Source organism: Pacificimonas aurantium (genome assembly GCF_020092905.1).
Taxonomy (GTDB): domain Bacteria; phylum Pseudomonadota; class Alphaproteobacteria; order Sphingomonadales; family Sphingomonadaceae; genus Pacificimonas; species Pacificimonas aurantium.
This window is the reverse complement of record NZ_JAGSGB010000001.1, coordinates 1051755-1075451: the sequence shown is the minus strand read 5'-3', so window position 1 is coordinate 1075451 and position 23697 is coordinate 1051755. Positions and strand designations below refer to the sequence as shown.

General features: G+C 67.4%; 17 protein-coding genes and 1 tRNA gene. 13 read left to right on the top strand and 5 right to left on the bottom strand.

What is annotated here, in order from left to right; all coding sequences use genetic code 11:
- The first annotated feature begins 2 nt into the window (after window positions 1-2).
- From KCN53_RS05210 to ruvA, 3 genes are read left to right on the top strand one after another with little or no spacing between them, the layout of a single operon-like run.
- The gene (locus KCN53_RS05210; protein ID WP_088711128.1) at window positions 3-749 is read left to right on the top strand and encodes a YebC/PmpR family DNA-binding transcriptional regulator; all 747 of its coding nucleotides are present in this window, start codon (window positions 3-5) and stop codon (window positions 747-749) included.
- Complete coding sequence (gene ruvC / locus KCN53_RS05205) at window positions 746-1237, top strand: crossover junction endodeoxyribonuclease RuvC (protein ID WP_088711129.1); 492 nt, start codon at window positions 746-748, stop codon at window positions 1235-1237. Before KCN53_RS05210 ends, ruvC begins: the two co-directional genes overlap by 4 nt.
- A complete protein-coding gene (gene ruvA, locus KCN53_RS05200) occupies window positions 1234-1836 on the top strand; it encodes a Holliday junction branch migration protein RuvA (protein WP_088711130.1) in 603 nt (200 codons plus the stop codon). The genes ruvC and ruvA overlap by 4 nt, the downstream gene beginning before the upstream one ends.
- Here ruvA and KCN53_RS05195 read toward each other — a convergent pair.
- Together KCN53_RS05195 and KCN53_RS05190 are read right to left on the bottom strand one after the other, a co-directional pair.
- Window positions 1833-2963, bottom strand: coding sequence for a dipeptidase (locus tag KCN53_RS05195; protein ID WP_088711131.1), 1131 nt, complete (start codon window positions 2961-2963; stop codon window positions 1833-1835). The two genes, ruvA and KCN53_RS05195, sit on opposite strands and share 4 nt — an antisense overlap.
- 44 nt (window positions 2964-3007) lie before the next feature.
- The gene (locus KCN53_RS05190) at window positions 3008-3187 is read right to left on the bottom strand and encodes a hypothetical protein (protein WP_088711132.1); all 180 of its coding nucleotides are present in this window, start codon (window positions 3185-3187) and stop codon (window positions 3008-3010) included.
- A gap of 174 nt (window positions 3188-3361) precedes the next feature.
- Between KCN53_RS05190 and glpX the strand changes: the two genes are divergently transcribed.
- A complete protein-coding gene (gene glpX, locus KCN53_RS05185; protein ID WP_088711133.1) occupies window positions 3362-4378 on the top strand; it encodes a class II fructose-bisphosphatase in 1017 nt (338 codons plus the stop codon).
- A gap of 48 nt (window positions 4379-4426) precedes the next feature.
- On the opposite strand, the gene KCN53_RS05180 is transcribed toward glpX, so the two are convergent.
- Window positions 4427-5251: an enoyl-CoA hydratase/isomerase family protein gene (locus KCN53_RS05180; protein WP_088711134.1), complete on the bottom strand. Its 825-nt coding sequence runs from the start codon at window positions 5249-5251 to the stop codon at window positions 4427-4429.
- A 161-nt stretch (window positions 5252-5412) separates the two neighbouring features.
- Between KCN53_RS05180 and recJ the strand changes: the two genes are divergently transcribed.
- The 3 genes from recJ (at window position 5413) to KCN53_RS05165 (ending at window position 8531) form a co-directional block, all read left to right on the top strand.
- Entirely contained in the window at window positions 5413-7185 is a 1773-nt protein-coding gene (recJ, locus tag KCN53_RS05175) for a single-stranded-DNA-specific exonuclease RecJ (protein WP_088711135.1), read from the top strand.
- A gap of 144 nt (window positions 7186-7329) precedes the next feature.
- Window positions 7330-7405 (top strand) — tRNA-Glu (locus KCN53_RS05170).
- Window positions 7406-7556: 151 nt separating this feature from the next.
- Window positions 7557-8531, top strand: a complete 975-nt coding sequence (locus KCN53_RS05165) for an NAD(P)H-dependent flavin oxidoreductase (RefSeq protein ID WP_088711136.1) — start codon at window positions 7557-7559, stop codon at window positions 8529-8531.
- Between the two features lie 114 nt (window positions 8532-8645).
- Here the strand turns inward: KCN53_RS05165 and KCN53_RS05160 are convergent, their stop codons facing one another.
- Window positions 8646-9536 (bottom strand): hypothetical protein, encoded by an 891-nt coding sequence (locus tag KCN53_RS05160; protein WP_088711137.1) that lies wholly within the window; start codon window positions 9534-9536, stop codon window positions 8646-8648.
- A gap of 162 nt (window positions 9537-9698) precedes the next feature.
- On the opposite strand from KCN53_RS05160, the gene KCN53_RS05155 reads away from it, so the two are divergent.
- Complete coding sequence (locus KCN53_RS05155) at window positions 9699-11054, top strand: caspase family protein (protein WP_088711138.1); 1356 nt, start codon at window positions 9699-9701, stop codon at window positions 11052-11054.
- Between the two features lie 12 nt (window positions 11055-11066).
- Here KCN53_RS05155 and KCN53_RS05150 read toward each other — a convergent pair whose 3' ends face one another.
- Entirely contained in the window at window positions 11067-11768 is a 702-nt protein-coding gene (locus tag KCN53_RS05150) for a hypothetical protein (protein WP_088711139.1), read from the bottom strand.
- A 113-nt stretch (window positions 11769-11881) separates the two neighbouring features.
- Here KCN53_RS05150 and KCN53_RS05145 point away from each other — a divergent pair, with 113 nt between their 5' ends.
- The 5 genes from KCN53_RS05145 to KCN53_RS05125 all read left to right on the top strand — a co-directional run bounded on the left by KCN53_RS05145 (window position 11882) and on the right by KCN53_RS05125 (window position 23661).
- Window positions 11882-12661, top strand: coding sequence for a response regulator transcription factor (locus tag KCN53_RS05145; protein WP_088711140.1), 780 nt, complete (start codon window positions 11882-11884; stop codon window positions 12659-12661).
- A 50-nt stretch (window positions 12662-12711) separates the two neighbouring features.
- Window positions 12712-14001: a HAMP domain-containing sensor histidine kinase gene (locus KCN53_RS16130; protein WP_143712159.1), complete on the top strand. Its 1290-nt coding sequence runs from the start codon at window positions 12712-12714 to the stop codon at window positions 13999-14001.
- A gap of 58 nt (window positions 14002-14059) precedes the next feature.
- Window positions 14060-15376: a surface lipoprotein assembly modifier gene (locus tag KCN53_RS05135; protein WP_088711142.1), complete on the top strand. Its 1317-nt coding sequence runs from the start codon at window positions 14060-14062 to the stop codon at window positions 15374-15376.
- Window positions 15377-15391: 15 nt separating this feature from the next.
- A complete protein-coding gene (locus KCN53_RS05130) occupies window positions 15392-20671 on the top strand; it encodes a hypothetical protein (protein WP_088711143.1) in 5280 nt (1759 codons plus the stop codon).
- Between the two features lie 131 nt (window positions 20672-20802).
- Window positions 20803-23661: a CHAT domain-containing tetratricopeptide repeat protein gene (locus tag KCN53_RS05125; RefSeq protein WP_172406143.1), complete on the top strand. Its 2859-nt coding sequence runs from the start codon at window positions 20803-20805 to the stop codon at window positions 23659-23661.
- Window positions 23662-23697: the final 36 nt, after the last annotated feature.

Sequence of the window (23697 nt, the reverse complement as noted above, 5' to 3'; positions counted from 1 at the left end):
CCATGGCAGGCCATTCCAAATTCAAGAACATCATGCACCGCAAGGATGCGCAGGATAAGAAGCGCAGCGCCCTCTTCTCCAAGCTCAGCCGCGAAATCACCGTCGCGGCGAAAATGGGCATGCCCGACCCTGAGATGAACCCGCGCCTGCGCGCCGCGGTGCAGGCCGCCAAGGCGCAGTCGATGCCGAAGGACAACATCCAGCGCGCCATCGACAAGGCGACGGGCGGCGACGACGAGAATTACGAGGAAATCCGTTATGAGGGGTTCGGCCCCGGCGGCACCGCTCTCATCGTCGAAACGCTGACCGATAATCGCAACCGCACCAACACAAATGTGCGCACCATCTTCTCGAAGAATGGCGGCAATGTCGGTGGTCCCGGAACGGTCACCCATGGCTTCGAGCATGTCGGGCTCATCACCTACAAGGCCGACGCGCATGAGGCCGACAAGGTGTTCGAAGCGGCGCTCGAAGCCGGCGCGAACGATGTCGACTCCTCCGGTGAGGAGCATGAGATCTACACCGATGCCGACGCGCTGCACGAAGTCGCCAAGGGGCTCGAGGCCCAGCTCGGCGAGCCCGAGGGCGCGAAGCTGCACTGGAAGCCGATGGATATGGTGACGCTGGAGGAGGCGCAGGCACAGACTCTCTTCAAGCTGATCGACGCCCTCGACGACGATGACGACGTCCAGACCGTCTACGGCAATTACGACATCCCCGACAACGTAATGGAGAAGCTGGGCGCGTGATCATCGCCGGCCTCGACCCGTCGCTGACGGCGACGGGCTGGGGCGTCATTCGCGCCGAGGGTAGCCGCCTGTCATTCGTGGCGGCCGGTACGATCAAGCCGCCCTCCGCCCTTCCCATGCCCGCACGACTTGCGATCCTGTTCCGCCAGGCAAGCGAGATGCTCGCGGCCTACATGCCGCAAACCGGCGCGATGGAGGAAGTGTTCGCCAACCAGAACCCGCAGTCGACGCTGAAGCTGGGGCAGGCACGCGGCGCCGTCCTCGCTGCTATGGGCGCGGCGAATCTGCCATGCGCCGAATATGCCCCCCGCTTCGTCAAGAAGGCGCTGGTGGGAACGGGCGGTGCCGACAAGAGGCAGGTACGCGCGATGGTCGAGCGGCTGCTGCCGGGCGCGCAGATCGACAGCTATGATGCATCGGATGCGCTGGCCGTCGCCATTACCCATGCGGGCCTCGCCGGACAGGAAAAGCGGGTGATGCACGCATGATCGCCCGCCTGACCGGCCTCGTGGCACAGCTTGGATCGGACACCGCCATCATCGACGTGGGCGGTGTCGGCTATCTGGTCGGCTGCTCGACGCGAACGCTCGGCCAGCTTTCCGAGGGCGCGGACGTGCGCCTGCACATCGATACCGTAGTGCGCGAGGATGCCTTCCTCCTCTACGGCTTCGCCACCGAAGAAGAGCAGGCCTGGTTTCGTCTGCTGCAAGGCGTTCAGGGCGTGGGCGCGCGCGTCGCCCTCGCCATTCTCTCGACGCTCTCCGCCGCCGAACTGCAGTCGGCGATCGCCAATGGCGACAAAGCGATGGTCGCGCGCACGCCGGGGGTGGGGCCGAAGCTTGCCCAGCGTATCGTCACGGAGCTTGCGGATAAGACCGGACCCGCCCTTGGCAGCGGCGACACATCGGCGGCAGGCGCGCCGCCCCCCGCCGGCACCCTTGCCGCAGACGCGGCATCGGCGCTCGCCAATCTGGGCTTCAAGCCCGCGCAGGCGGCGAAGGTGATCAAGGCGGCAATGGATGAACTGGGCGAAAACGCCTCGGTGGAGGACATCGTCCGCTCGGCCCTCAAAAGGTCTGCGCGCTAGGCGCCCCAAGCGTCACCATAAACGCGCAGGAAATTCTGCCCGAGCAGCTTATCCAGCTGACGCTCGCTCCAGCCCCGCTTTGCCAGGTCCGATGCGAAGCGCTCATAGCGATCTACCGCGTAATACTCTTCCACCAGCGGATAGACGCCGACCTTTTCCCCCGGTGCGGCGATGCCCCGGTCGAGACGCTCCTGCTGGGACCGGTCCATGGCCGCCTTGGCCTCGGCATCGAACGGCGCCGACACCGGGCCATTGTCGGTGCCGACCCCGATATGGTCCTCACCCGCAATCCGTAGCAGGTGGTCCGCATGGGCCACGACGGTCTCGGAAGTGGCCTGCATGTCTGCTGCCAGATAGGGCATGAAATAGAGCCCTACGACGCCGCCCTTGTCGGCGACCGCGCGAATGGTCTCGTCGCTTGCGTTTCGCGGATGGTCGGCAAGCGCCCGCGCACCGGTATGGCTGATCACCAGCGGCCGGGTTGCCGCCTCCACTGCCTCGGTCATTGTGCGCGCGCCGCCATGGCTCAGGTCCAGCAGCAGCTTTTCCGATTCGATCCGCTCGATCGTCGCGCGGCCCAGCTTGGACAAGCCGGCATTGTCCGGCTCGATCGAACCGTCGCCCGCAAGGTTGCGATTATTGTAGGTCAGCTGGATCGTCATGACGCCGTCGGCCTTCATCGCCGCCAGCCGGTCGAGGTCCGGGCCGATCATGGAGCTATCCTGCGTTCCCAGGATAACGCCCACCTTGCCCGCCTTTCGGGCTGCGGCGATCCCTGCGGCATCGCGAATCTTCACCAGTCGGTCGGGATTGGCGGCGAACCAGCTGTCGAACTGGGCGATGCTTTCCTGATAGCGTGCCCAGCCGTCAGCGCGGTTGCCGACGGGATAGACCGTGATGCGCACGGCATCGACGCCTGTCTGCTGCAGTTCGGACCAGAAGCGGTCGCTTGTGCGGGTCACGCCCTCCTCGCGATAGGGGTCCCAGATGCCGCCCAGTCCGTCGATGACAAGCGTCCGCTCGAACCAGTCGTCGCCGACGCCGGCGGCGCGCAGCGCAAATGCCGGACCGGCGGTCATCGCGGCTGCTGCGGCCGCCCCTTTCAGAATATCCCGGCGCCCGATCATGTCCCGCCCTTCATCTGGTGTCGCCGCCAGCGCGCTGGTGCCGCTCAGCTGTCGGCCATCTTGCGCGACCGCTTCGCCGTTCGCTCGCTTTTCTTCTTCTCGTCGGGATCGCAGTCCGACTCCGCCAACTCGTCGAGCTGATCGGCGGTCTTGGACAGCTGCTTTTTCAGAATATGATTCTGCGCCTCGAGATTCTTCGCGTCATGCCGGTCCTGATCGGTCATCTTGCCCTTCCCTTCGCCGCTATAGAGTCGGCGCCCGCACCCCTGCCGTCAAGTCGGCGCGAGGACGGGGGCGGCTTGCTCCCCTGCAAGGGGCACAGTAGGGCAGCGTCAACTCATCTTCGGCCTTGGTACGAACCTGTGGCCGCATCAGCATTTCGCCCTTGGGGACAGGTCATGGCAGACGATTCGAAAAGCATTAAGAAGAAGGACAAGAATCCGCTCGACCGGGTACTTGTTCTGGAAATGGTTCGTGTGACCGAGTGCGCCGCCATGGCGGCCAGCCACCTGATCGGCCGCGGCGATGAAAAGGCTGCCGATGCGGCCGCCGTCGAGGGCATGCGCGACGCGCTGAACGGGCTGAAGATGAACGGCACCGTCGTCATCGGAGAGGGCGAGCGCGACGAAGCGCCCATGCTGTATATCGGCGAAAAGGTCGGCCGCCAGAAGAAGAAGGATCCGGCCATCGACATCGCGCTCGACCCGCTGGAAGGCACGACAATCACGGCAAAGGCCGGTCCGAATGCCCTGGCCGTCCTCGCCATCGCCGAAGAGGGCGGCCTTCTGAACGCGCCCGACACCTATATGGACAAGATCGCCATCGGCGGCGGCTACCCCGAGGGCATCGTCAGTCTGGAAAACAGCGTTACCGAGAATATCGAGGCGCTGGCCAAGGCGAAGGGCGTCAAGCCGAACGAGATCATCGCCTGCGTCCTCGACCGCCCGCGTCACGAGGCGATTATCGCGGAATTGCGCAGCCTGGGCTGCGGCATCAAGCTGATCCCCGACGGCGACGTGGCGGGCGTCATCGCCACCACCGATCCCGACACGACCATCGATATCTACATGGGTCAGGGCGGCGCCCCCGAGGGTGTCCTCGCGGCGGCCGCGCTGCGCTGCGTCGGCGGCCAGATGCAGGGCCGCCTGGTCTTCCGCAACGACGATGAGAAGCGCCGGGCCGCCAAATGGGGCATCGAGGATCTCGGGCGCGTCTACACCCTTACCGAAATGGCGAAGGGCGACGTGATCTTCGCCGCGACCGGCGTCACCGACGGCTCGCTTCTGGAAGGCGTCAAATTCCGCAAGGGCGGCCTCATCACCACCGAAAGCGTGGTCATGCGCGCCAGCTCGGGCACGGTCCGCTATGTGAAGTCAACGCATCGGCGCGAGCCCGGGCCGACCTGCAACAACTGACCGCCCAAGCAAGGCAGGGGCTGCGTGCCCCCACCCGGCCTTTGCCGCCTACTTGCCCGTGAAGACCGGCTGCCGCTTTTCCAGAAAGGCGGTCATGCCTTCGCGCGCGTCCTCGGACCGCATTAGCGGCAGCAGTTGCAGGAAGACATGGTGCACATGCTCGGTGAACGGCTCCGACATGCCCATGCGCATCATCCGCTTGGAGCCCTGGACCGCCATCGGCGCGTTCGCGCAGATCTCGTCGGCTAGCGCGCGCGCGGCGGTCATCAGCTCCTCATGCGGGACAACCTCACTGACGAGCCCATAGTCCAGGCATTCTTCTGCCGAGAGCGTGCGGCCGGTGAAGATCAGCTTTGCGGCCTTCTCCCAGCCCAGCATGCGCGGCAGGAACCAGGTTCCGCCCGACTCGGGCAGGACGCCGCGCTTGCAGAAGGCAGCCGCCATCTTCGCCCTGTCGGACATGATGCGCATATCGCAGCCGAGCGCGGTGTCCATGCCATAGCCGGCCGCCCCGCCGTTGATCGCGCAAATGACCGGCGTGTCCATGTTGAACAGCACCGTCGGCGGCGTATTGCGCAGGTCGAGATTGGAGGCGCTGATCGCGCCCGACGACATGCTGCCCTCTCCGCCCGTTGCCGCCTGCAGGTTGAGCCCCGCGCAGAAGGCGCGCCCCGCCCCGGTCAGGATCACGCAGCGCACCTCCGGGTCCGCATCCGCCCGCACCAGAAGCTCGCTCAGCCCGTCGAGCATCGGGCCGGAAATCGTGTTCATCCGGTCGGGCGCGTTGAGGGTGATCGTCGCGACATGGCCGTCCACCTCGTAGATCAGCTCTTCATGTACCGACTCGGTGTTTGCGGGCGCGCGTGCAGCCATGGCGTCTCTCCTCTTCCTTCGATGCATCTCTTCCTTCGACACATCGTCAGTTCGCACCGGCGACCATCCCGGACAATTCGTCAAAGTCTGAGCCCCTCGCGCGCGCCTTTGCCGTCCGGGCAGGCATTCCATCTCGGGGGCTTCCTCACTAGGTTGGCTGCATGTCGCAGAATGTGTTTCAGGTTTCCCGGTCGGTCAGCGGCAGGGCCTGGGTCTGGCGCGGCGGTGCCGCGGACGAAGGTCTCGGCCCCGACGCCATGATCCGGCGCCTGTTCCTCAGCCGGGGTGCGCGCGCCGAAGAGATCGACATGCTGCGCGCGCCCACCATTCGCGACATGCTGCCGGACCCCTCGATCTTCCGCGACATGGATGCGGCAGCCGCGCGCATTGCGGACGCGGTCGAGCGCGGAGAGCGCATCGTGCTGTTCGGCGACTATGACGTCGACGGCGCCACGAGCGCCAGCGTCCTCATCCGCGCGTTGGCGATGTTCGGCGCTAGGGCGGGCCATTATATTCCCGACCGCCTGCTGGAAGGGTACGGCCCCTCCGCCGACGCTTTGGTGAACCTGAAACAGGCCGGTGCCGATCTCGTCGTCTGCGTCGATTGCGGCACACAGGGGTTCGAGGCGCTGGAGGCGGCGCGCGCTGCGGGCCTCGACGTGATCGTGGTCGATCATCACAAGGCCTCGACAGAGCTTCCTCCCGCCGCGGCGATCGTCAATCCGAATCGCATTGACGAGGGCGTAGAGGCTCAGGGCTACGGGCATCTCGCGGCCGCCGGGATGAGTTTCCTCGTTACCGTTGCCGTCAGGCGAGAGCTGGCGCGCCGCGGCCGGTTGGGCGATCGGCCGCCCAATCTGATGCCGCTTCTCGACCTCGTCGCGCTTGGCACGGTCGCCGATGTCGTTCCGCTGACCGGGCTCAACCGCGCCTTCGTTGCTCAGGGACTGAAGATCATGGCGCGGCGTGGCAATCGCGGTCTGTCGGCGCTCGCCGACGCGGCCAGGTTGGAGCGCGCGCCGCTCGCCTCCGATCTCGGCTTTGCGCTCGGCCCCCGCATCAATGCGGGCGGGCGCGTGGGCCGCGCGGACCTCGGCGTCCGGCTCCTCTGCGGCGCGCATGATGAGGATTGTCAGGCGCTCGCCGAAGAACTCAGTCGCCTCAACGAAGAGCGGCGCGCCATCGAAGCCGACGTGACCGACGCGGCATTGGCGGCGGCCGAACGCGCGGGCAACATGCCGGTCGCCGTGGTTTCAGGGGAGGGCTGGCATCCGGGCGTGATCGGCATCGCCGCCAGCCGTCTCAAGGACAGGCTTGGCGCGCCCGCAATCGTCATCGGTACCGATGCAGGCATTGGAAAGGGATCAGGGCGCTCCATCTCCGGCGTCGATCTCGGCGCGGCCGTCCTCGCGGCAAAGGATGCCGGTCTGCTGTCCGCGGGCGGCGGTCACGCGATGGCGGCCGGCCTTACCGTCGTCGCCGACCGCATCGGCGAGCTGACCGACTTTCTCTGCGAGCGGCTGGAAGGGCAGGTCACCCGCGCCCAGTCGGAGCGCAGCCTGGCCTTCGACCTGGCGGTGGCACCGGGCGGCATTACGCCCGACCTCGCCGAGTCGCTCGATCTGGCGGCGCCCTACGGCGCTGGCTGGCCTACTCCGCGCGTCGCGGCGGGACCTGTCAGCATCGTCGAGGCCTCTGTGGTGGGAAACGGCCATGTGCGCACCCTCCTCGCCGGGGCCGACGGGAAGCGCGCGAAGGGCATCGCCTTTCGCGCCGAAGACACGCCGCTTGGCGCGGCGCTTCTGGGTGCGAACGGGCGGCGGCTGTTCGTGGCCGGCCGGGTGAAGCGCGACGACTGGCAGCAGGTGCCGCGAGCTGAGATTCACATTGAGGATGCCGCATGGGCGGACGGGGCTGCGGCGCGTGCCGCCTGACGTGCGCCGCCAGCAGAGGCCAGCCACGAAGACGGCGCTATGTCACACCTTGCCATATCGGACGTTGACCGGGACGGGCCGGGTCGCTACGTGAGCGCTTCTTCGCGCGGGACGGCGCGTAACCGCCCGCCGCGACAGCAGCGTGGCCCCTTCGTCTAGTGGTCTAGGACGCCGCCCTTTCACGGCGGAAACACGGGTTCGAGTCCCGTAGGGGTCACCATTTTCTTGCACGGCCAGCCTCGCGCGATCCCCGGAGCGGGGATCTCTTTCCTCGCGCAAAACTAACATCCCTGTCAGTTTCCCCGCAGGCGGTCGGCACCCAGTGTCTGCCGCACACGAAGACTGCGGCCCGTGCCGCCAGGGAGGGTTTCATGATCAAGACGCGCTTTACCGAGATGTTCGGCATCCAGCACCCGGTCGTCCAGGGCGGCATGCAATGGGTCGGCTATGCCGAGATGGCGGCGCCGGTTTCCAATGCGGGCGGACTGGGAATGCTGACCGCGCTGACGCAGCCGACGCCAGAAGACCTGGCAAAGGAAATCGCCCGCACGAAGGAGATGACGGACAAGCCCTTCGGCGTGAACCTCACCATCCTTCCGGCCATCAAGCCTCCCCCTTATGCCGAATACCGGCAGGCGATCATCGAGGGCGGGATCAAGATCGTCGAAACTGCCGGCTACAAGCCGCAGGAGCATGTCGATCACTTCAAGGAACACGGGATCAAGGTGATCCACAAATGCACCGCGGTGCGGCACGCGCTGTCGGCGGAACGTATGGGGGTCGACGCGATTTCGATCGACGGCTTCGAATGCGCCGGTCACCCGGGCGAGGACGACATTCCCGGGCTGATCCTTATTCCCGCCGCCGCCGACAAGGTGAAAATTCCGATGCTTGCCTCGGGCGGCTTCGGCGATGGCCGCGGTTTGGCCGCGGCGCTTGCGCTCGGCGCGGACGGCATCAACATGGGCACCCGCTTCTGCGTGACGAAGGAGGCGCCGATCCACGAGGCGTTCAAGAAGCAGATGGTCGAGAATGACGAACGCGACACGAAGCTGATCTTCCGCACGCTCCACAACACGGCGCGGGTCATGAAGAACGCCGTCAGTCAGGAAGTCGTCGAGATCGAGGGCAAGGGGGGCGCCAAGTTCGAGGACATCCAGCATCTGGTGGCCGGCGTGCGCGGGCAGAAGGCAATGGCCGAGGGCGATCCCGATGGCGGCATCTGGTCGGCCGGCATGATCCAGGGCCTGATCCATGACATTCCGACGGTGAAGGAACTGATCGATCGGATCGTCGCGGATGCCGAGGAAATCATGCGCGACCGCTTCGCCAAGATGGTGGTCTGAGCGGGCCGCCCCGCCGCACACGGCTCATGACAGCGGGTCGTGAAAGCGGCGCATAAAAAAGGCCGCGGGCGCCGGCAGGCGCACCGCGGCCAGTAGGCGTCCGACCTGCCGGGTCTATTGCAGGTCTTCGACCGAAACCCATCCCGTCGTGCCGTAATTGTCGGCCACTTCGACGAAGAGGCCCTGGCGGTTGCCCGTCGGCACCAGCTCCGTCCCGGCACGCAGGCTGCGAACCGGACTTGCCGCGGCGCTCGCCGCAGCGAGCAGGCTGCTGTCGATGGCGACCACATAGATTTCTTCTGCCGCCTGGGCTGCGCCCGCCTCCGGGGCGGCCGCCGTCTGGACCGGCGGCAATGCCGCCGCTTGGGCGACCAGGCTGTTATAGGCGGTCACGAATGCGCTCGAGACCATGCGCCCGTCCTTCGACGTCGTATAGCCGCCGGTCTCGTCTCCCAGCGCTTTCCACTCCGAGCCCTTCATGACTTTCATGACGCTCTTCGATTGCTCTCCGGTCGCGGCGGCGACGGTCAGGCCGTTCTGCGGGCTGATGAGCCGAAGCGCGGCGGAAATCGTCTTCTTCTTACCGCCGAAACCGCCGAGAAGGCCCGCAACGGCGCCCACACCGGGGACGCGCGACAGCGCGCCGGAGCGGATCAGCGCAGAGGTCGCGGCGCTCGAGGCAGCGCTGGCGGCCGCGTTCATGGCCTGGTCGATCTCTTCCTTGCTGCCGGCTTCCGCCGCCATCAGATAGTCCGCGGCTTCCCCCGTTGCCGGGTTCACCAGCGTGAAGCAGCCCGACTGGGCGATCAGTTGCTGAATCAATGGACGGGGACTGGACAGCTTATACTCGGTCCAGCCCTGCGTGGAGCCGTCGGTGATCGCGACGGCGCCATAGGAAGTTTCGCAGCGCACGAGCTGCGCCTCATCGTCTGCGGCGAGAGCCGGTGTCACCGATCCGGCGGCAAGCGCCGCAGCCGCTGCATATCCCAAAAGTGCCTGTTTCATGTCCCCAGTCCCTCATCTCTTACGGTAGGCCTGAAAGGTATCCGCGCGTCGCGCGGCGAGAAACTTACGAACCCTGAATTCACAGCGCCTGCGCCTTCCCTGCCCCTGCCGTGCGGGCTAGGCCGCTCGAACACGTTACGACGACTGGCCGCACCCGCTTCCATGACCCGCATCCGTTTCCCGCTTGCCTCTATCGCTGCCGCTCTGGTCGCGTTTCTGGCGATCGCCGGCAGCCCCGTCCGGGCGGCGGACCGTGCGCTGATCGTAGCCGCCGGCAGCTTCTCGCACCCTGCCCTCAAACCCTATGAGCTGATCGGGGCGGACGCCGACGTAGCGCTGATGCGCAGCGCATGGACGCGTATGACTGCGGACCGCCCCGCAGACGCCAGGGCGGCAACGCCCGAGCTCGTCATCCTGAGCGGCGCGGACGCGGCGACGGCAAGGGTGAACCGCGCCTTTGCCGAACTTGTCGGACAGGCCGAGCGCGGCGACCGCATTCTCCTCTACCTCTCCGCGCACGGCGCGCGCATTCCGGACAATGGCCGCCTCGACGAGGCGGACGGCCTCGACGAGGTGCTGCTGCTGGCCGACGCGGCGCCTTGGCAGCCGGACGCCCGGCGTCTTCCCGGCAGCCTCTCCGACGACGAGATCGGCGATGTCGTGGACCGCCTGCGCAGCCGAGGCGCCGATGTGTTCCTCGTCATCGACAGCTGTGCGTCCGGCGGCGCCGTTCGCAGCGGGGCCGCCCTGCAGCCGCGGACATTGCCGCCCGCCCTGCTCGGATTGCCGCAGACCGTTCGCCGCGGGGCGCGCGGGCTCGCCGACCCATGGGTGGAGGCGGACCGCCGCGCGGGTGCGGGGCGGCTGGTGACCTTTGCTGCCAGTCCGAGTGACCGCCCGGCCTTTGGCGGCCCGTCGGGGGGACTTTTCACACGCTCGCTTGCCGCTGCCATCGACGGGGACCCCGCGACCTTTGCCATGCTCGCGCGCAAGCAACTCGCCGCCGCACGCGGTACGCCAGCCTCCGCAGGCTCAACTGTGCTCGGCGGCCAGATCGGTGCGGCCTTCTTCTTTGCGGGGACCGTTCCCGGCCCGCTCGAGTTCGCCGCCCGGCTCGACCCGGCACGGCTCTCCCTTTCCGCCCACCGGGCCGCACAGGACCGCTGTCCCGACGGCAAGGCCGGGCCGCCCGCCGAAATCGACCTTTCCGCCGCGCCGCTCGCGCTATCCCACTGCGACCTTGTCCTCCTCTCGGTCGACGATGACGAGCTCGGGCGGGTCGACGCCTGGTATGTCGACAGTGCGGGCCATCAGACGCTGGTCTCCCCGATCGAAGGCTATCCGGTCGGACTAGGCCGGCCGGCGCGGCTGTCCTTCACCTTCGTCGACCGCGACCCCGAGACGGAGAGGCCCCTCCCGCCGGGAATGGACCGCCTGGTTCTCCTCCGCCGCCCGCTCGGCAGCGACGAACCGGTGTCCGCGCAGGTGCTTCGCTTCCGGGTCGGCGATCCGCCCTGAGCGCGCGGCGGCTCAGTTCGACAGCAGCATCACTTCGCTGGCGAGCGGACCTTCGTTCGTCAGGCGGACAACATGGTCGGTCTGCCGTGCGCGCCAGGCGCACATGGCGTGGGTGGTCCGCCTCTCGCCGGTGCAGATCGTCTGCCGTCCCGCGCGGACGGCAAGGGCCAGCCGCGCATCGCCGTCGCCGATCGCCGCGACACTGGAATCGGTTCCGGGCTCGGCCACGAGCGACAGGGTGAGTGCTTCGCCGAGATCGAGGCGCTGGACGAGGCGCAAGGGGCCCGCGCCAAGGCCGCTTTCGAGAATACCGCGCGGGCGCGCCTGCATCAGCGCTTCCGCCCTCTCCGTCACGCCGCGATCCGCGTCGGCCAGCAGGATCGCCTCCCGCGCCCAGGCGGCGACGACCGCATCTCGACCGGGCTCCGCGGTCAGCACTCCGGCCTCAAGCCGCGCGGGACGCGTCCCGCTACGCAGCATCAGCCGCGCTGCCGTCAGCATCGCGTCCGCATCGCCGTCTTCGCGCGCTTGAGCCGCGAGGCGAAAGGCCAGTTCCGCCCGGTCCTGCGCTTCAGTCGGTGCTCCCTCGCCGCCGACATGCCGGTCCGCGGCCTCACTCGAATAGGTTGACGTCTCATGCGTCGGCGCTGTGCAGGCGCCGAGAAAAGCCGCCGCGGCTGCGATACGGATCGTAAGGGCGAATGTGCCGACCATGGCCCACCATAAGGCTCCAAGGGGGCGCTGCGCCAGATGCCCCCGCCTTAAGTAAGCTGAACAATCCGCCGCTCGTTCTTTTCTTTCGCATGCGGGGGCGGCAATGTTCGTTCATGGCCGAGGACCCCACAGATCTCGACGACCGCCTGCGCGGCATGTTTCTCGGCCGAACGGCCCTTGTGCTCGAGGACGAACCCGAACTTGCCGGGCATCTCGCGTCGGTGCTCAGCCGACATGGCTTTGCCGATGTGGACGTGGTGGCGGACGGGGAGGAGGCTGTCGCCCGTGCCGGGGCGCAACCCTTCGACATTCTTGTGCTCGACCGGCAGGTGCCTGGGCTGAACGGCCTGGCCGCGCTCGAACGCATCCGCGCGTCGGGTGCCTCCTCGGGCTCGCCCGCCCTGTTCCTCACGGCTCTCGGCACGGAACGCCAGCGAGTCGAGGGAATTGCGTCGGGGGGCGACGACTATGTCGTCAAACCGGTCGGCGATCTCGAATTGCTGGCACGCCTTGCCGCGCTTCTCAGGCGCCAGGTGCAGGAGCCGGAACGCGGGACACGAACCGTTCAGAACGGCCCGCTCATGGTCGATCCCGCCACGTTGACCGCGCGGCTGGGCGAGGAGGCATTGGACCTGACCCCGCGCGAACATGGCATTCTTCTCGTACTGGCGGAAAATAGCGGCCTTCCGGTCACCCGCTCGATGCTGTGGAGCCGCTGCTGGTCGGACTATAATTTCATGCCCGCCAATGCGACCAACACCATCGACGTCCACGTCTCGCGCCTGCGCAAGAAGCTGGACGCCGCCAGCGAGCCCATCCCCGAATCGCTGAAGCCGCTCATCGTCGCGGTCAGGGGCCGGGGTCTGATGCTGCGCGACCTCGGCGCGATATGAGGCGCGACGGGCGGCCCGGTCTCGCCATTCCGGCTAAGGGGGCGGTCCTGGTGGCCCTCATCGCCTGCGCCGCCGTGGCGATCGCCATTGTCGGCATGCTGCTGATCGACAGGGAGGCGCGCCAGCTCAGCGCCGCCGAGGGTGCAGCGCGCGACCTCGCCAGCCTCGAGACGAAGCTTCCCGGCGTCCTCACCGACCCCGAACTCGCCGTCATGGGACGCAGCGCCTTGCAGGAGATCGGCCGCATCGCGGAGGAGGAAGGGCAGCTGCGCATCGTCCACCTGCGCACGCCCGGACAGCGCCCGGCGGACTGGCCGGCGACGCGGCCGCTGGGCGGTGGCTATGTCCTGTTCGAGGGGGCGGACGGCGCGCGTGCGGCGGGCATAAGGCGGCAGCTTGCGGACGGCAGCGAGGTTCTCGTGGGCCGCACCGTTCAGGGCACCGGGCCCCTGCGCGAGACCCTTCTTGGCTGGGGCGCAGCGATTGCCCTCCTCATCATCGCCATGGCCGCCCTCGCCGCATGGATCGTCGGGCGCAGTATCAGCCGCCGCATCGCCGAACTGAACCAGCTGTGCGAGGATGTTGAGGGCGGCGACGTGCACGCCCGCCATACCGTTTCCGGGGGCGACGAAATCGCCCTTCTGGCACGCCACATGAACCGCATGCTGGACGAACTGGAACGGCGGCTGGAGGCGCTGCGCGATACCACCGACGGCCTGGCTCACGATCTCAGGACCCCGCTCGCGAGAGTGCAGGGTCGACTGTCACGGATCGAGGATCTGGCCGGGAACGACCGCTGCGGAGCCGAAATCCGCCTCGCGGCAACCGAACTCGACCGCCTGATGGAGTCGTTCAACGCGCTCCTCGACCTTCGCGAGATCGAGACCGAGGCGCCCGTCACGACCACCCCTTTCGACGTCGTCCAGGCGGTGGAGGATGCCATCGATCTCTACGAGGCCGTGGCGGAAGACGAATATGGCATCACCATCCGCCGCGACTTCACCCGCTGCACCGCCGCCGGCAATGCCTCGCTTATCGTGCGCGCGGCCGCCAACCTGATCGACAACGCCATCAAGGCAAGTGCGCAGGGCAGCGACATCGTCGTGGCCGTCGACTGCACGGAGGACTGCGTGGCCATCTCCGTCCGCGACAGCGGGATCGGCCTGACCGCAAAGCCGCGCGGCCAGGCGTCGACACTCGGCGGTCATGGCATCGGCCTCAGGATCGTGCGGGCCGTTGCGCGCAGACATGGCGGCGAGTTCAGCCTCACCGACCTCTCTCCCGGAGCCCGCGCGACCCTTACGCTGCCGCGCCTCGCCGGGATGCGTCAGGTTTCGTAAGAAGACATTGAAAACGATCCCTTCCAAGACAGGGACGAACAAAGTGCGGGGGATTCGAATGCGGATCATTGCTGTTCTTCTGGCCGCCGGGGGGTGCGCGATCTCGCTTGCCGCCCCGGTGGATGCGGCGGTCGATCAGACCGTCCAGACGGCGCTTCGGCTGCAGGCCGCAGGTGAAGCCGACAAGGCTTACGAACTTTTGTCGGCGCGTGTGGAAAACCGGGCGGGCGACCCCGACTTCGACTATGCGCTCGGCATCGCCGCTGCGGATGCGGGTCGGCCGGCGGAGGCGATCATCGCGCTACAGCGCGTTCTTGCCGTCCAGCCCGACAATTCGCAGGCCCGCGCCGAACTGGCCCGCGCCTATGCCCTTGGCGGCGACATCGATACCGCGCGGGCGGAATTCGATACCGCGCTGCAGGATCCCAGCCTGCCAGACCCGGTCCGCCAGCGCTTCGACCGCATCGTGCGGACCTATGACCGGCAGATTGCGGGCGGAGGCTCCAGCGTGTCCGGCTTCCTCGACGCCTCGCTTGGCTACGACACCAATGTGAACGCAGCGACCGACGAGGATTCGATCGTCATTCCCCTCTTTGCGGGGTTCGGACCGGGTGTGCTCGGGCCGGGGGCGACGGCGGACGAGGATGTCTTCTCAGAGGTTGTTGGCGGCGTATCCGGGGTCGTCGCGACCTCGCGCCAGGCCAGGTTCTTCGCATCCGGGCTCGCCAACTGGCGCAACAATATGGACAGCGAGGGCTTCGACCAGATTGCCCTTACCGGCACGGTCGGGGCGGCGCACACCTTCGCGTCCCGCGATGTCCTTTCGCTATCCGCACAGGCGCAGCAATTCTGGCTTGGCGGCGACAGCTACCGCCAGGCCGTGGGCGGCATCCTCCAGTTCACGAATCGGCTTGAGGGCGGCAAAGCCCTGTCTTTCTCCGGCGAATACTTCCGGCAGAATTTCGATGGGGACCCCCTGCGCGATTCCGACCGCTACGGGATCGGTGTCGCCTATGCTGCGCGCACACTCGTCGTGCAGGCATCAGGCGGTCACGAGGAAACGCGCCGCGCCGCCGGCGACCATCTTTCCTTCGATTATCTGCGCGCCAATGCCGGCGTTGAGCAGGCTGTGGCTGACGGCGTGGCCGTCATCCTGGGCGTCGGCGGACAGATCCGTCGCTACGACGCCGACGATCCGTTGTTCCTGGCCTCGCGCAGCGACGAGCAAATCGATGGCTCGGCCGGGCTGAAATTTCGGATCGCCGACAACGCGTACGTCCGGCCCCGGGTCACCTACACCCGCAACTGGTCCAACATTCCGCTCTACGACTACGACCGCCTGACCGGCAGCGTCGGCGTCCGCTTCGAGTTTTAAGGGAAGGATTAGAACATGATCCGCACTCGCACGCTTCTGCTTCTTGGCGCCGCCGCGGCGGCCTCGGCTGCCTCCGCATCGCCCGTTCAGGCTGCCCGCTACATCTTCGGCGGCGAAGGGACGCTGGAAGAGGGGCGCCGCTACGAGGTGACGGCCGCCGCCACCCAGTTCATTCTCGACAATGGCGCTCTGGTCAGCCTGGTCGACGCGGCCGGCTTCCTCGTCGAGGGCAACGAGGTTCGCATCGACCGCGGCGGCATTACGATTGCGGCGAGCGACCGGGCCTCGGTACGCATCGTGACCCCCTCTGGCACCGCACTGGTGGCGGGTGCGGCCTCGCTCACGGTCTCGCCCCAGCAACTCACCGGAAATGTTCTTGGCGGCTCGATGACCGTCGAGGCGAACGGAGAACGCGAACGCTATGCGCGCGGCGAAACCTGGCGCGCCATGCGCGGCGAGGGGCCGCGCCGCGTCATGGCCAATGCCGCCCAGCGCACGCCCTCGGCCCGCGTGGCCTCGTTGCAGGAGGGGGGTATCTCGGCCGCGGCGGAGAACGGCTTGCCGGTCGCCCTTGGGGAGGCGCTTGAGGCGCTTGGGGCACAGGGTGACGTGGTGTCCGCAGCACGGGCGCTCGACCGCGCTTCGGCCGATGCGACCGTCGGGCAGCTGCCCTCGGGCGATGTGGAGACGCTGCTGGACTTTTCCGACAGCCTTGCCTCTGCCCTCGGCGGCACCGCCTTTTCAGGCGCCACGCCGCAATTGATCGATGCCTATCTGCAATTCCTCGCCGCCGGCGGGCAGATCGGCAATTTTCAGTCGGCTTACACCGCGCTGATCAACCAGTATCTGGCCGCGCTCGCCGGGGGCGGTGCGGCCGCCGACTTGCCGGGCATCGGTTATTCGGCCCTCAGCGCCTATCTTGCCTATCTCGAAGAGACCGGCACGCTGTCACGCATCGCCGCCGAGCAGCAAGGGCTGCTTGCCGCCTATCTCGACTTCATCTCGACGGGCGGGACGCCGCAGGACTTCGTCACACCGGGCGCACTTCTCGATGAGGAGGTTCTCTCCGCTTATGTGGCGGCCATCGAGAATTACGTCGCGCTGCTATCGGCCGGCGGCGACCCTGACAGCTTCTCCGTCGCGCCCGAGACCATCCTTGCCTATCTCGAAAGCCTTGAGGCGTCCGGCCTCATCGATCAGCTTCTCGATGCCCAGGCGAGCGCTCTGCAAGACTATCTCGACTTCGTTCGCGGCGGCGGCGAGCCCGAACAGTTCGACGGCTTCGTCGACCTCAGCGGCAGCCTTTCCGACGCGGTGGCCCAGCAATATGCGTCCGCAGTCGAAGCCTATGTCCAGTTTCTGCGCGACGGCGGTCTCCCCTCCGAATTCGGCACCAGCGCCAGCCTCATCGCGACCTATCTGCAGGCTCTTCGCAATGCGGACCTGCTGAACCCGCTGCTCGGTCAATATGCGGATCAGCTCACCGCCTATCTCGACTTCGTATCGGGGGGAGGCGACCCGGCCGACTTCGGCGGCTTCGGCATTTCCGACGCGCTCGCCCAGCAATATGCAGCCACGGTCCAGAACTACATCGCTTTCCTGCAGGGGGGCGGCGACCCGGCCGATTTCGGCACCGGCGTCGATACCATCACCGCCTATCTGGAGGCCCTTGAGGACAACGGCCTTCTTGCGCAGCTGCTCGGCGCGCAGGCTCAGGCGGTTCAGGACTATCTCGCCTTCATCGAAGCGGGGGGTGACCCGGCGGACTTCGGCGGTTTCGGCCTCTCACAGGCTCTGATCGACCAATATGTGCAGGCGGTGGAGGCGTATATCGCCTTCGTTCAGGGCGGCGGGGACCCGGCCGACTTCGCAGGCGGCGCAGATGTCGTAACGGCCTATCTCCAGGCCCTGTCGCAGGCGGGCATTCTCGACACCATTTTCGGTACCCAGTCGGCTGTTCTTCAGGCCTATCTCGATTTCCTGGCGCAGGGCGGCAATCCCGGCGAGTTTGGCGGCTTCGGTCTCGATGACGGACTGGTGCAGCAATATGTGGGCACGCTGAACGCCTTTCTGGCCTTCATCGCGGATGGCGGCGTGCCGAGCGAGTTCGCGGGCCTGACAGCCGAGGTATTCCAGGCCTATCTCGAGGCCCTGAAGACCGCCGGACTCCTTGGCCAGCTGCTCCCGCAGCAGGCGGACTTCCTGAACGACTATCTGGCATTCCTGCAGGGTGGCGGCGCATTCGACGAGTTCGGTCAACTGCCGCAGCCGTTCGAGTTCCCGGTTCCGCAGGGGACGCTCGCTTCGAACAACTTCATCGCGTTCAGGGGAACGCAGCAGGAATTCGGCGCGCCCTTCAACGGCCAGATCGACCGCAGCCGCTCGGACGTCATTTATGACGAGAGCACGGGCGCCCCGCTGTATTTCAAGCTCAACTCGCTGCAAATTTCGATCGGGGAGGCGGATCTGGTCGACACCGGGCAGGCGTCGGCAGGAGGCGTCAGCTGGGGTCGCTGGGTGAGCGGCACGGCCTACGCCTCACCCGAACGCCCGTTCGAACTCCAGTCCAGCGGCCTTCACGTCATCGCAGGCCCGCCGGTCTTCGACATGCCAACCGAAGGCCTTATCGAATATGACCTTTCGGGCGGTACGACCCCGACTCTGGGCACGAATAGCACGGGCGAACTGACGAAGGCGCTTGCCGCGATTTCCTTCGGCTCGGAAACGAAGGTCGGCCTGGAAATCCAGACCACGTTCGCGGACCGTGTCTACGACCTTCAGACGGTCGGCGGGATCATGGCCACTGCCGAAAACGGCATAGCGCTGCGCGAAGACCTCGCGCCCGGCTTCTTCTTCGGGCAGACCACGCAGACCGACGGCGGCCTGATTATCGCGACCCGCAACGGGATCGACCTGGTCGGCGAAATGCGGGGCTACATCTCGGGGGGCGAGGCGGCAGAGCTCGCCGTCTCCTATTTCGCCCGTGAGAATGACGGCCTCGAGATGATCGGCACCGCAGCGTTCACGAAGGGCGACCCGCTTCAAACCGGCGGGACGGGAGGTCCGGGCGGCAGCCGCGACGTCACCCCGTCGGGCACGGTCAGCGACTACCGCGTGGCCTATATCGGCCGGAACACCAACAATGCCGGCGCCGCGCCGGAGGTGACCTTCGCGGAAGACGGCTCGATTGCCGCCTACACCTACCGTCCGTCTGGCGGGAACGTCCTGTCGTTCGCACGAGGCGACGCCGAAGAGGCTGAAGAGTTCGGCTTCATCGGCGACATCGTCCAGTGGACGCGCTGGGGCTCCGCGCTGCAGAACACGTTCCGCGACGGGGCATTCCACATCGTGACGGGGATTTCTCCCCTCGCCCTGCCGACCGAAGGCACGGTCAGCTACGGCCTGGTTGGGGGAACGGCGCCGACCGGTACCCGCTTCCTCGCATCGGAGGAGGCCGGCGCCTTCACCGGCAGCCTGTCGGTCGCGTTCGCGGCCGCCCCGACGGTTACGCTCGACTCCCAAGTGTTTCTCGGCGACCGGGCGTATGCCTTCTCCGGCACCAACAACATCTTCGAGAACGACTTCAATTTCCTTGGCCTCCAAGGCAGCGTCTCGGGTCTGAACGACGCCAGCTGCACCAGCAGCTGCTCGGGTCAGTTCGTCGGCAGCTTCTTCGGAGAGGATGGCAGCTTTGCCGGCCTCTATTATTCCATCGGCGACGGCATCGGCAGCAGCGCCGGCGGGCTGGTCGGCACCGCGGTGTTCGAAGCGGGCGTCGAGGGCATCGAGATGGTCGGCACGCTGCCCGGATCGGGCGGCGGCGAAACGGCCACGCTTGCCGATTTCGATCCGTCCGCGGTTCGCGTTACCGGCGCCTACACCGCCGAACGCGGTTTCGCCTTCACCTTCGGCGATGGCGGCGCAGCGGTACTCGAGGACGGCACCTTCGCCCCCGTCTCCATGGAGTCCTTCGGCCGGACCCTGTTTGCGAACGAGGGCGCGGCGGCCGACAGCATCGCGGGGAATGACGACGTCCTCATCGCCCGCTATCTCGGCGAGGGTTTCGAGGTCGAGGGCACCGAGCGCACGTCTCTCGGTCCGGCCTTCGTCTCGCTGATCGACAGCCGCATGGTCACCGACCTGCCCACCGCCGGCACCATCACCTACAGCATCTTCGCCGCGACACCGTTCACGCCGCTGACCGGGGGCGGCGAGGAAGGGTCGATCTCGGGCGATCTGCTCGTCGCGTTCGGCGCCAGCCCGACCATCGCCGCCGACATCGACGTCCTCCTCGACCGGACCTATAATTTCCAGACTTCGGACGCGCAGGGCGGCACCGCGATCCCGCTGGGCGGCGTCGGCTTCGACTTCCTTGCCTATACCGAGGACAGCGGCACCATCTGCGCGCCGGGCGACTGCACCCTGTTCTTCCAGGGCGCCTTCTCAGAAGATTTCGGCGACATTGCCGGACTGGCGACCTTCGACGCGCCGGAGGCGAGCTATGCGGCGGCGGTGGCGTTCTCTGCCGACGATCTCGGCGGGCTCGTTCTCGGCGGAACTGGGGGCGGCGCCGAGGTCCCCCCACTCTCCGGCGATATCGACAATGCGATTTCCGTCTATGTCACCGGCACGAACAATTCGCTTCGGGGCGGCGATACGGTGACCTTCGACGAGGCCGGCGTCCCGACCGCCGTCGCCGGCGGCCAGTTCGGCATCGGTACCGCCAACCGGAATGAAAGTGGTACGGTCGCCGGTCTGATCGGCTGGTCGCGCTGGGCCGGCGGCGAAGTTACCGAACCCTTCGGCCGCACGACGACGATCCGCGAGAATGAGGGCGTCCACGTCATTGCCGGGACACCCGCTACCGACCTCCCGGCCAGCGGCACGGTGCAGTATCAGCTCGCCGGTGCCACCGCGCCGACGCGCCGGGGTGAAAATCCCGCCGCTCCGGGTACCTTCTCGGGTGATCTGGCGGTCGCATTCGGGGGTCAGGCGCTCGTCGGCATGAATCTGGCGGTCGGGTATGACGGAGAGAATTTCGCGCTCTCCACACCCGGCGGCGCGGCCGACCCCGCCAATGGCGGCCTCGCGGTCGACGGAGAAATGAAATTCTCGGGCGGGCTTGCGGTAACCTCCGACGGCGCGTCATGCACCACCCAGTGCGGCGCAACGCTGAACGGGTTCCTGTCAGGGGCCGGCGCCTCGGCGGTCGGCATCGGTTACACGATCGACTCATCGGACGGCAGCATCCCGGGAATCACCGGCGCCGCGGCCTTTACGGCGCCCGGAAGCTAGGCGGGACCATGTGATGATTGGTGAAGGGGGTCCGCGGTTCGTCCGCCGCCCCCCTTCTTCTGGGATATGGACATTGCCCGCCTCCCGCGACACGGTTCGCCTTCATGAATCGTTTCGGGGGAGCAGCGGTCATGCGTTTCATCTTTCTGGTACTTGCAGCCGGACTTTCGCTGGCCGCGCCCGCCGCCGCCGAGCCGACTGAAGCCGAACGCGCTCGCCTCGAAGAGCTGCGAAAGGCCGCCGACGAAATCGATGTCGCCGCGGCCACCGAAGAGAACCGCGCCGGATGGCAGCGCGCGATCGACTATGCGAAAACGCTTTACCCCGCCGACCATCCCGTCGTCGCCTCGCTGGAGAGCGAACTCAGCCTTGCCGACTATTTCGACGGTGACGTGGCCGGCGCGATCGCACGGCTCGAGCGGCTTCTCCCGCTGATAGCCGCCGGCGGCGCCGCCTATGAAGGCGACGTCGTCGACAGCCAGAACGCGCTGGTCGTCATGTACATGAAGACCGGGCGCAACGAGGCGGCGCGCGACATGGCATATCGCGTGCTCGACCAGCGCCGCCGCCAATATGCGGACAGCCCGGACGAGCGGATCGTCATCAAGGAAATGGCCGCCGCGCTCAACAATGTGGCCAATGCCGAGAACGAGACCGGCAATTACGACCGTGCGGTAGACCTGATCCTCGAAAGCGCGCAGGTCGCCGACCGGCTGGAGGGAACCGTACCCAACGCCGCCGTGTGGTACGCAAACGTCCCCGTCTACCTGTCCCGCGCGGGCCGTATGGAGGAGGCGTTCGCGCAGGCGCGGCTGAACCTCGAGAAAGTGTCCGCCATCCTCCCCGAGGGGCATGGCTATGTGGGAGCCATCTACAACACGTTCGCGCAGATGGCGGCGGAGAGAGGCCAGCTCGGCGAAGCTGAAATGGCAGGGCGGCGCGCGGTGGAGATCGCCTCGGCAGCCTTTGGACCCGATCATTTCCAGACCGCAGGCTACAAGGCCGCGCTGGCGAGAATCCTGACGGCGAAGGGGAAGCCCGAAGAAGCGCTCGGCCTGTCGACCGGCACTTACGGCATCATCGCCGAAACCCTCGGACCGGAGGCGGACATTTCGCTCCTCGCTCGCCGCGCGCGGGCAGAGGCCCTTTTTGCCGCCGGCGACCTCCCGGCAGCGCTGACGGAGGCCGAGGCGGTGTACACGGCGCATCGGTCGGTAAACGAGCCGGGTCACCGCGACCGGCTGGGAAGCGGCGAACTGGTGGCGGCGATCCTGGCACGCCAGGGCCGCGCAGCAGAGGCCTACCGCACCTATTTCGACGTGCAGGCCGCGCGCCGCGGCGTCTTCCCCGCCGACAGCCTCGCCCGCCTTGCCGGTGAAGTCAGGCTGGGTCTGCTGGCTGCCCGGGCGGGCGTTGCCGACGAGGCCTATGCCCTGGCGAGCGCCGTCCGCCTGGAAGAGGCCGCGGCGATTCAGGCGCTGGGCGGCGCGCTTGCGGCGACCGACCTCCGCGAATTGAGGCAGGCGCGCGGATGGGCCTATGAAGCGGCGCTCGACTCCGGGAGCGAAGAAGCGGTCTTCCTCGCCGCGCAGCATCTCCTCGATGGCGGCGCGGACCGGGCGGTACGAAGCGCCCGGCTTCGTCAGGCGGACGACGTGGACGGCACCCGGCTGCGCGCTGCGCAGGACCGGATCCAGGCCCGCCAGCGTCTGACCCGAAAATATCTCCGCGCCGTTGGAGACGGCGCCCCCCCGGAGCGGCTCGAGGATATTTCCGCCCAGCTTGCGGCGCTCTCCGGCAGTCCCGCCGAAACTCTTGCGACCGAGACCTGGACCGTCACGCTGGATCGAATCCGCTCGCGCCTTTCGGACGACGAGGCGGTCCTTCTCGCCGTTCCCGGGCCCGAAACGCTCGGGGTCATGGCGCTGACGTCCGGCGGAAGCGCGCTTCACCGCGCATCGCTTCCCGAACGGGAGGTGGCCATGCTCACCGACCAGCTTCGCGGCGCGCTCGGCTCCACCGGACGGCTGCGCGGCCTCCTCGTTTCGCAGGATGATCCCGGCACATTCGACTTCGCCCCGGGATCCGCTCTTCACCAGGCCCTGTTCCCCGCAAAGATCCGCGAGGCCATCGGCGAGCGGACGCAACTTCTCGTCATGGCGGGCGGCCCGCTCAGCCGCCTGCCCTTCGCAGTTCTCGCCGCGGCGCCGACAACCCAGCGGCTGGAAGAGGCCGACTGGCTGGTTCGACGCCACGCGCTGGCCACGCTTCCGTCGCTCAGCCTCCTGCTGGAGGGCGCGCCGCCCGGTTCGCGACAGGCGCGGCGGGTGATCGCCATAGGTGCCCCTGAACTCGGCCAGAACAGCGCCCTTCTCAGGTCGGCGTTCGAGGCGGGTGACGGACTTTCGGGTCTTCCCGCCCTGCCGGAGGCGCAGGCGGAACTCGATGCCATAGCCCAGGCGATCGACGCGAAGGATCGCGTCCTGCTCGTCGGTCAGGATGCGCGGGAGGAAGATGTGGCAGCGGCGCTGGCCGTTCCGGCCGACATCGTTGCCTTCGCCACCCACGGCCTGCTCGACGGCGAGCTTGCCGGTCTTACCGAACCCGCCCTCGCCCTGACGCCCGGCGAACAGTCCGACGGCCTCCTGCTGGCCAGCGAAATTGCCGGCATGCGGCTCGACGCCGACTGGGTCATTCTGTCCGCCTGCAACACCGCCGGGCCGGAATATGCCGGCGCATCGGGTCTTTCGGGTCTGGCCAGCGCATTCCTCTATGCGGGAGCGCGCAATCTTCTCGTCTCGCACTGGGAAGTCGCAGACGATGTGGCCGCCCGGCTTACCGTTCCGGCCGTTCGTGCCCGCTACGAGCGCGGCGCCGACCCCGCCTCTGGCCTGCGCGAGGCGCAGCTTTCCCTGATGGATGGCGACGATGCGCGTTACCGGCACCCTGCATTCTGGGCACCTTTCGTCTATGTGGGGGCGGGCCGCTAGGAACGCGGTGAGGCGGAGACCGGACCTGCGCCAGCG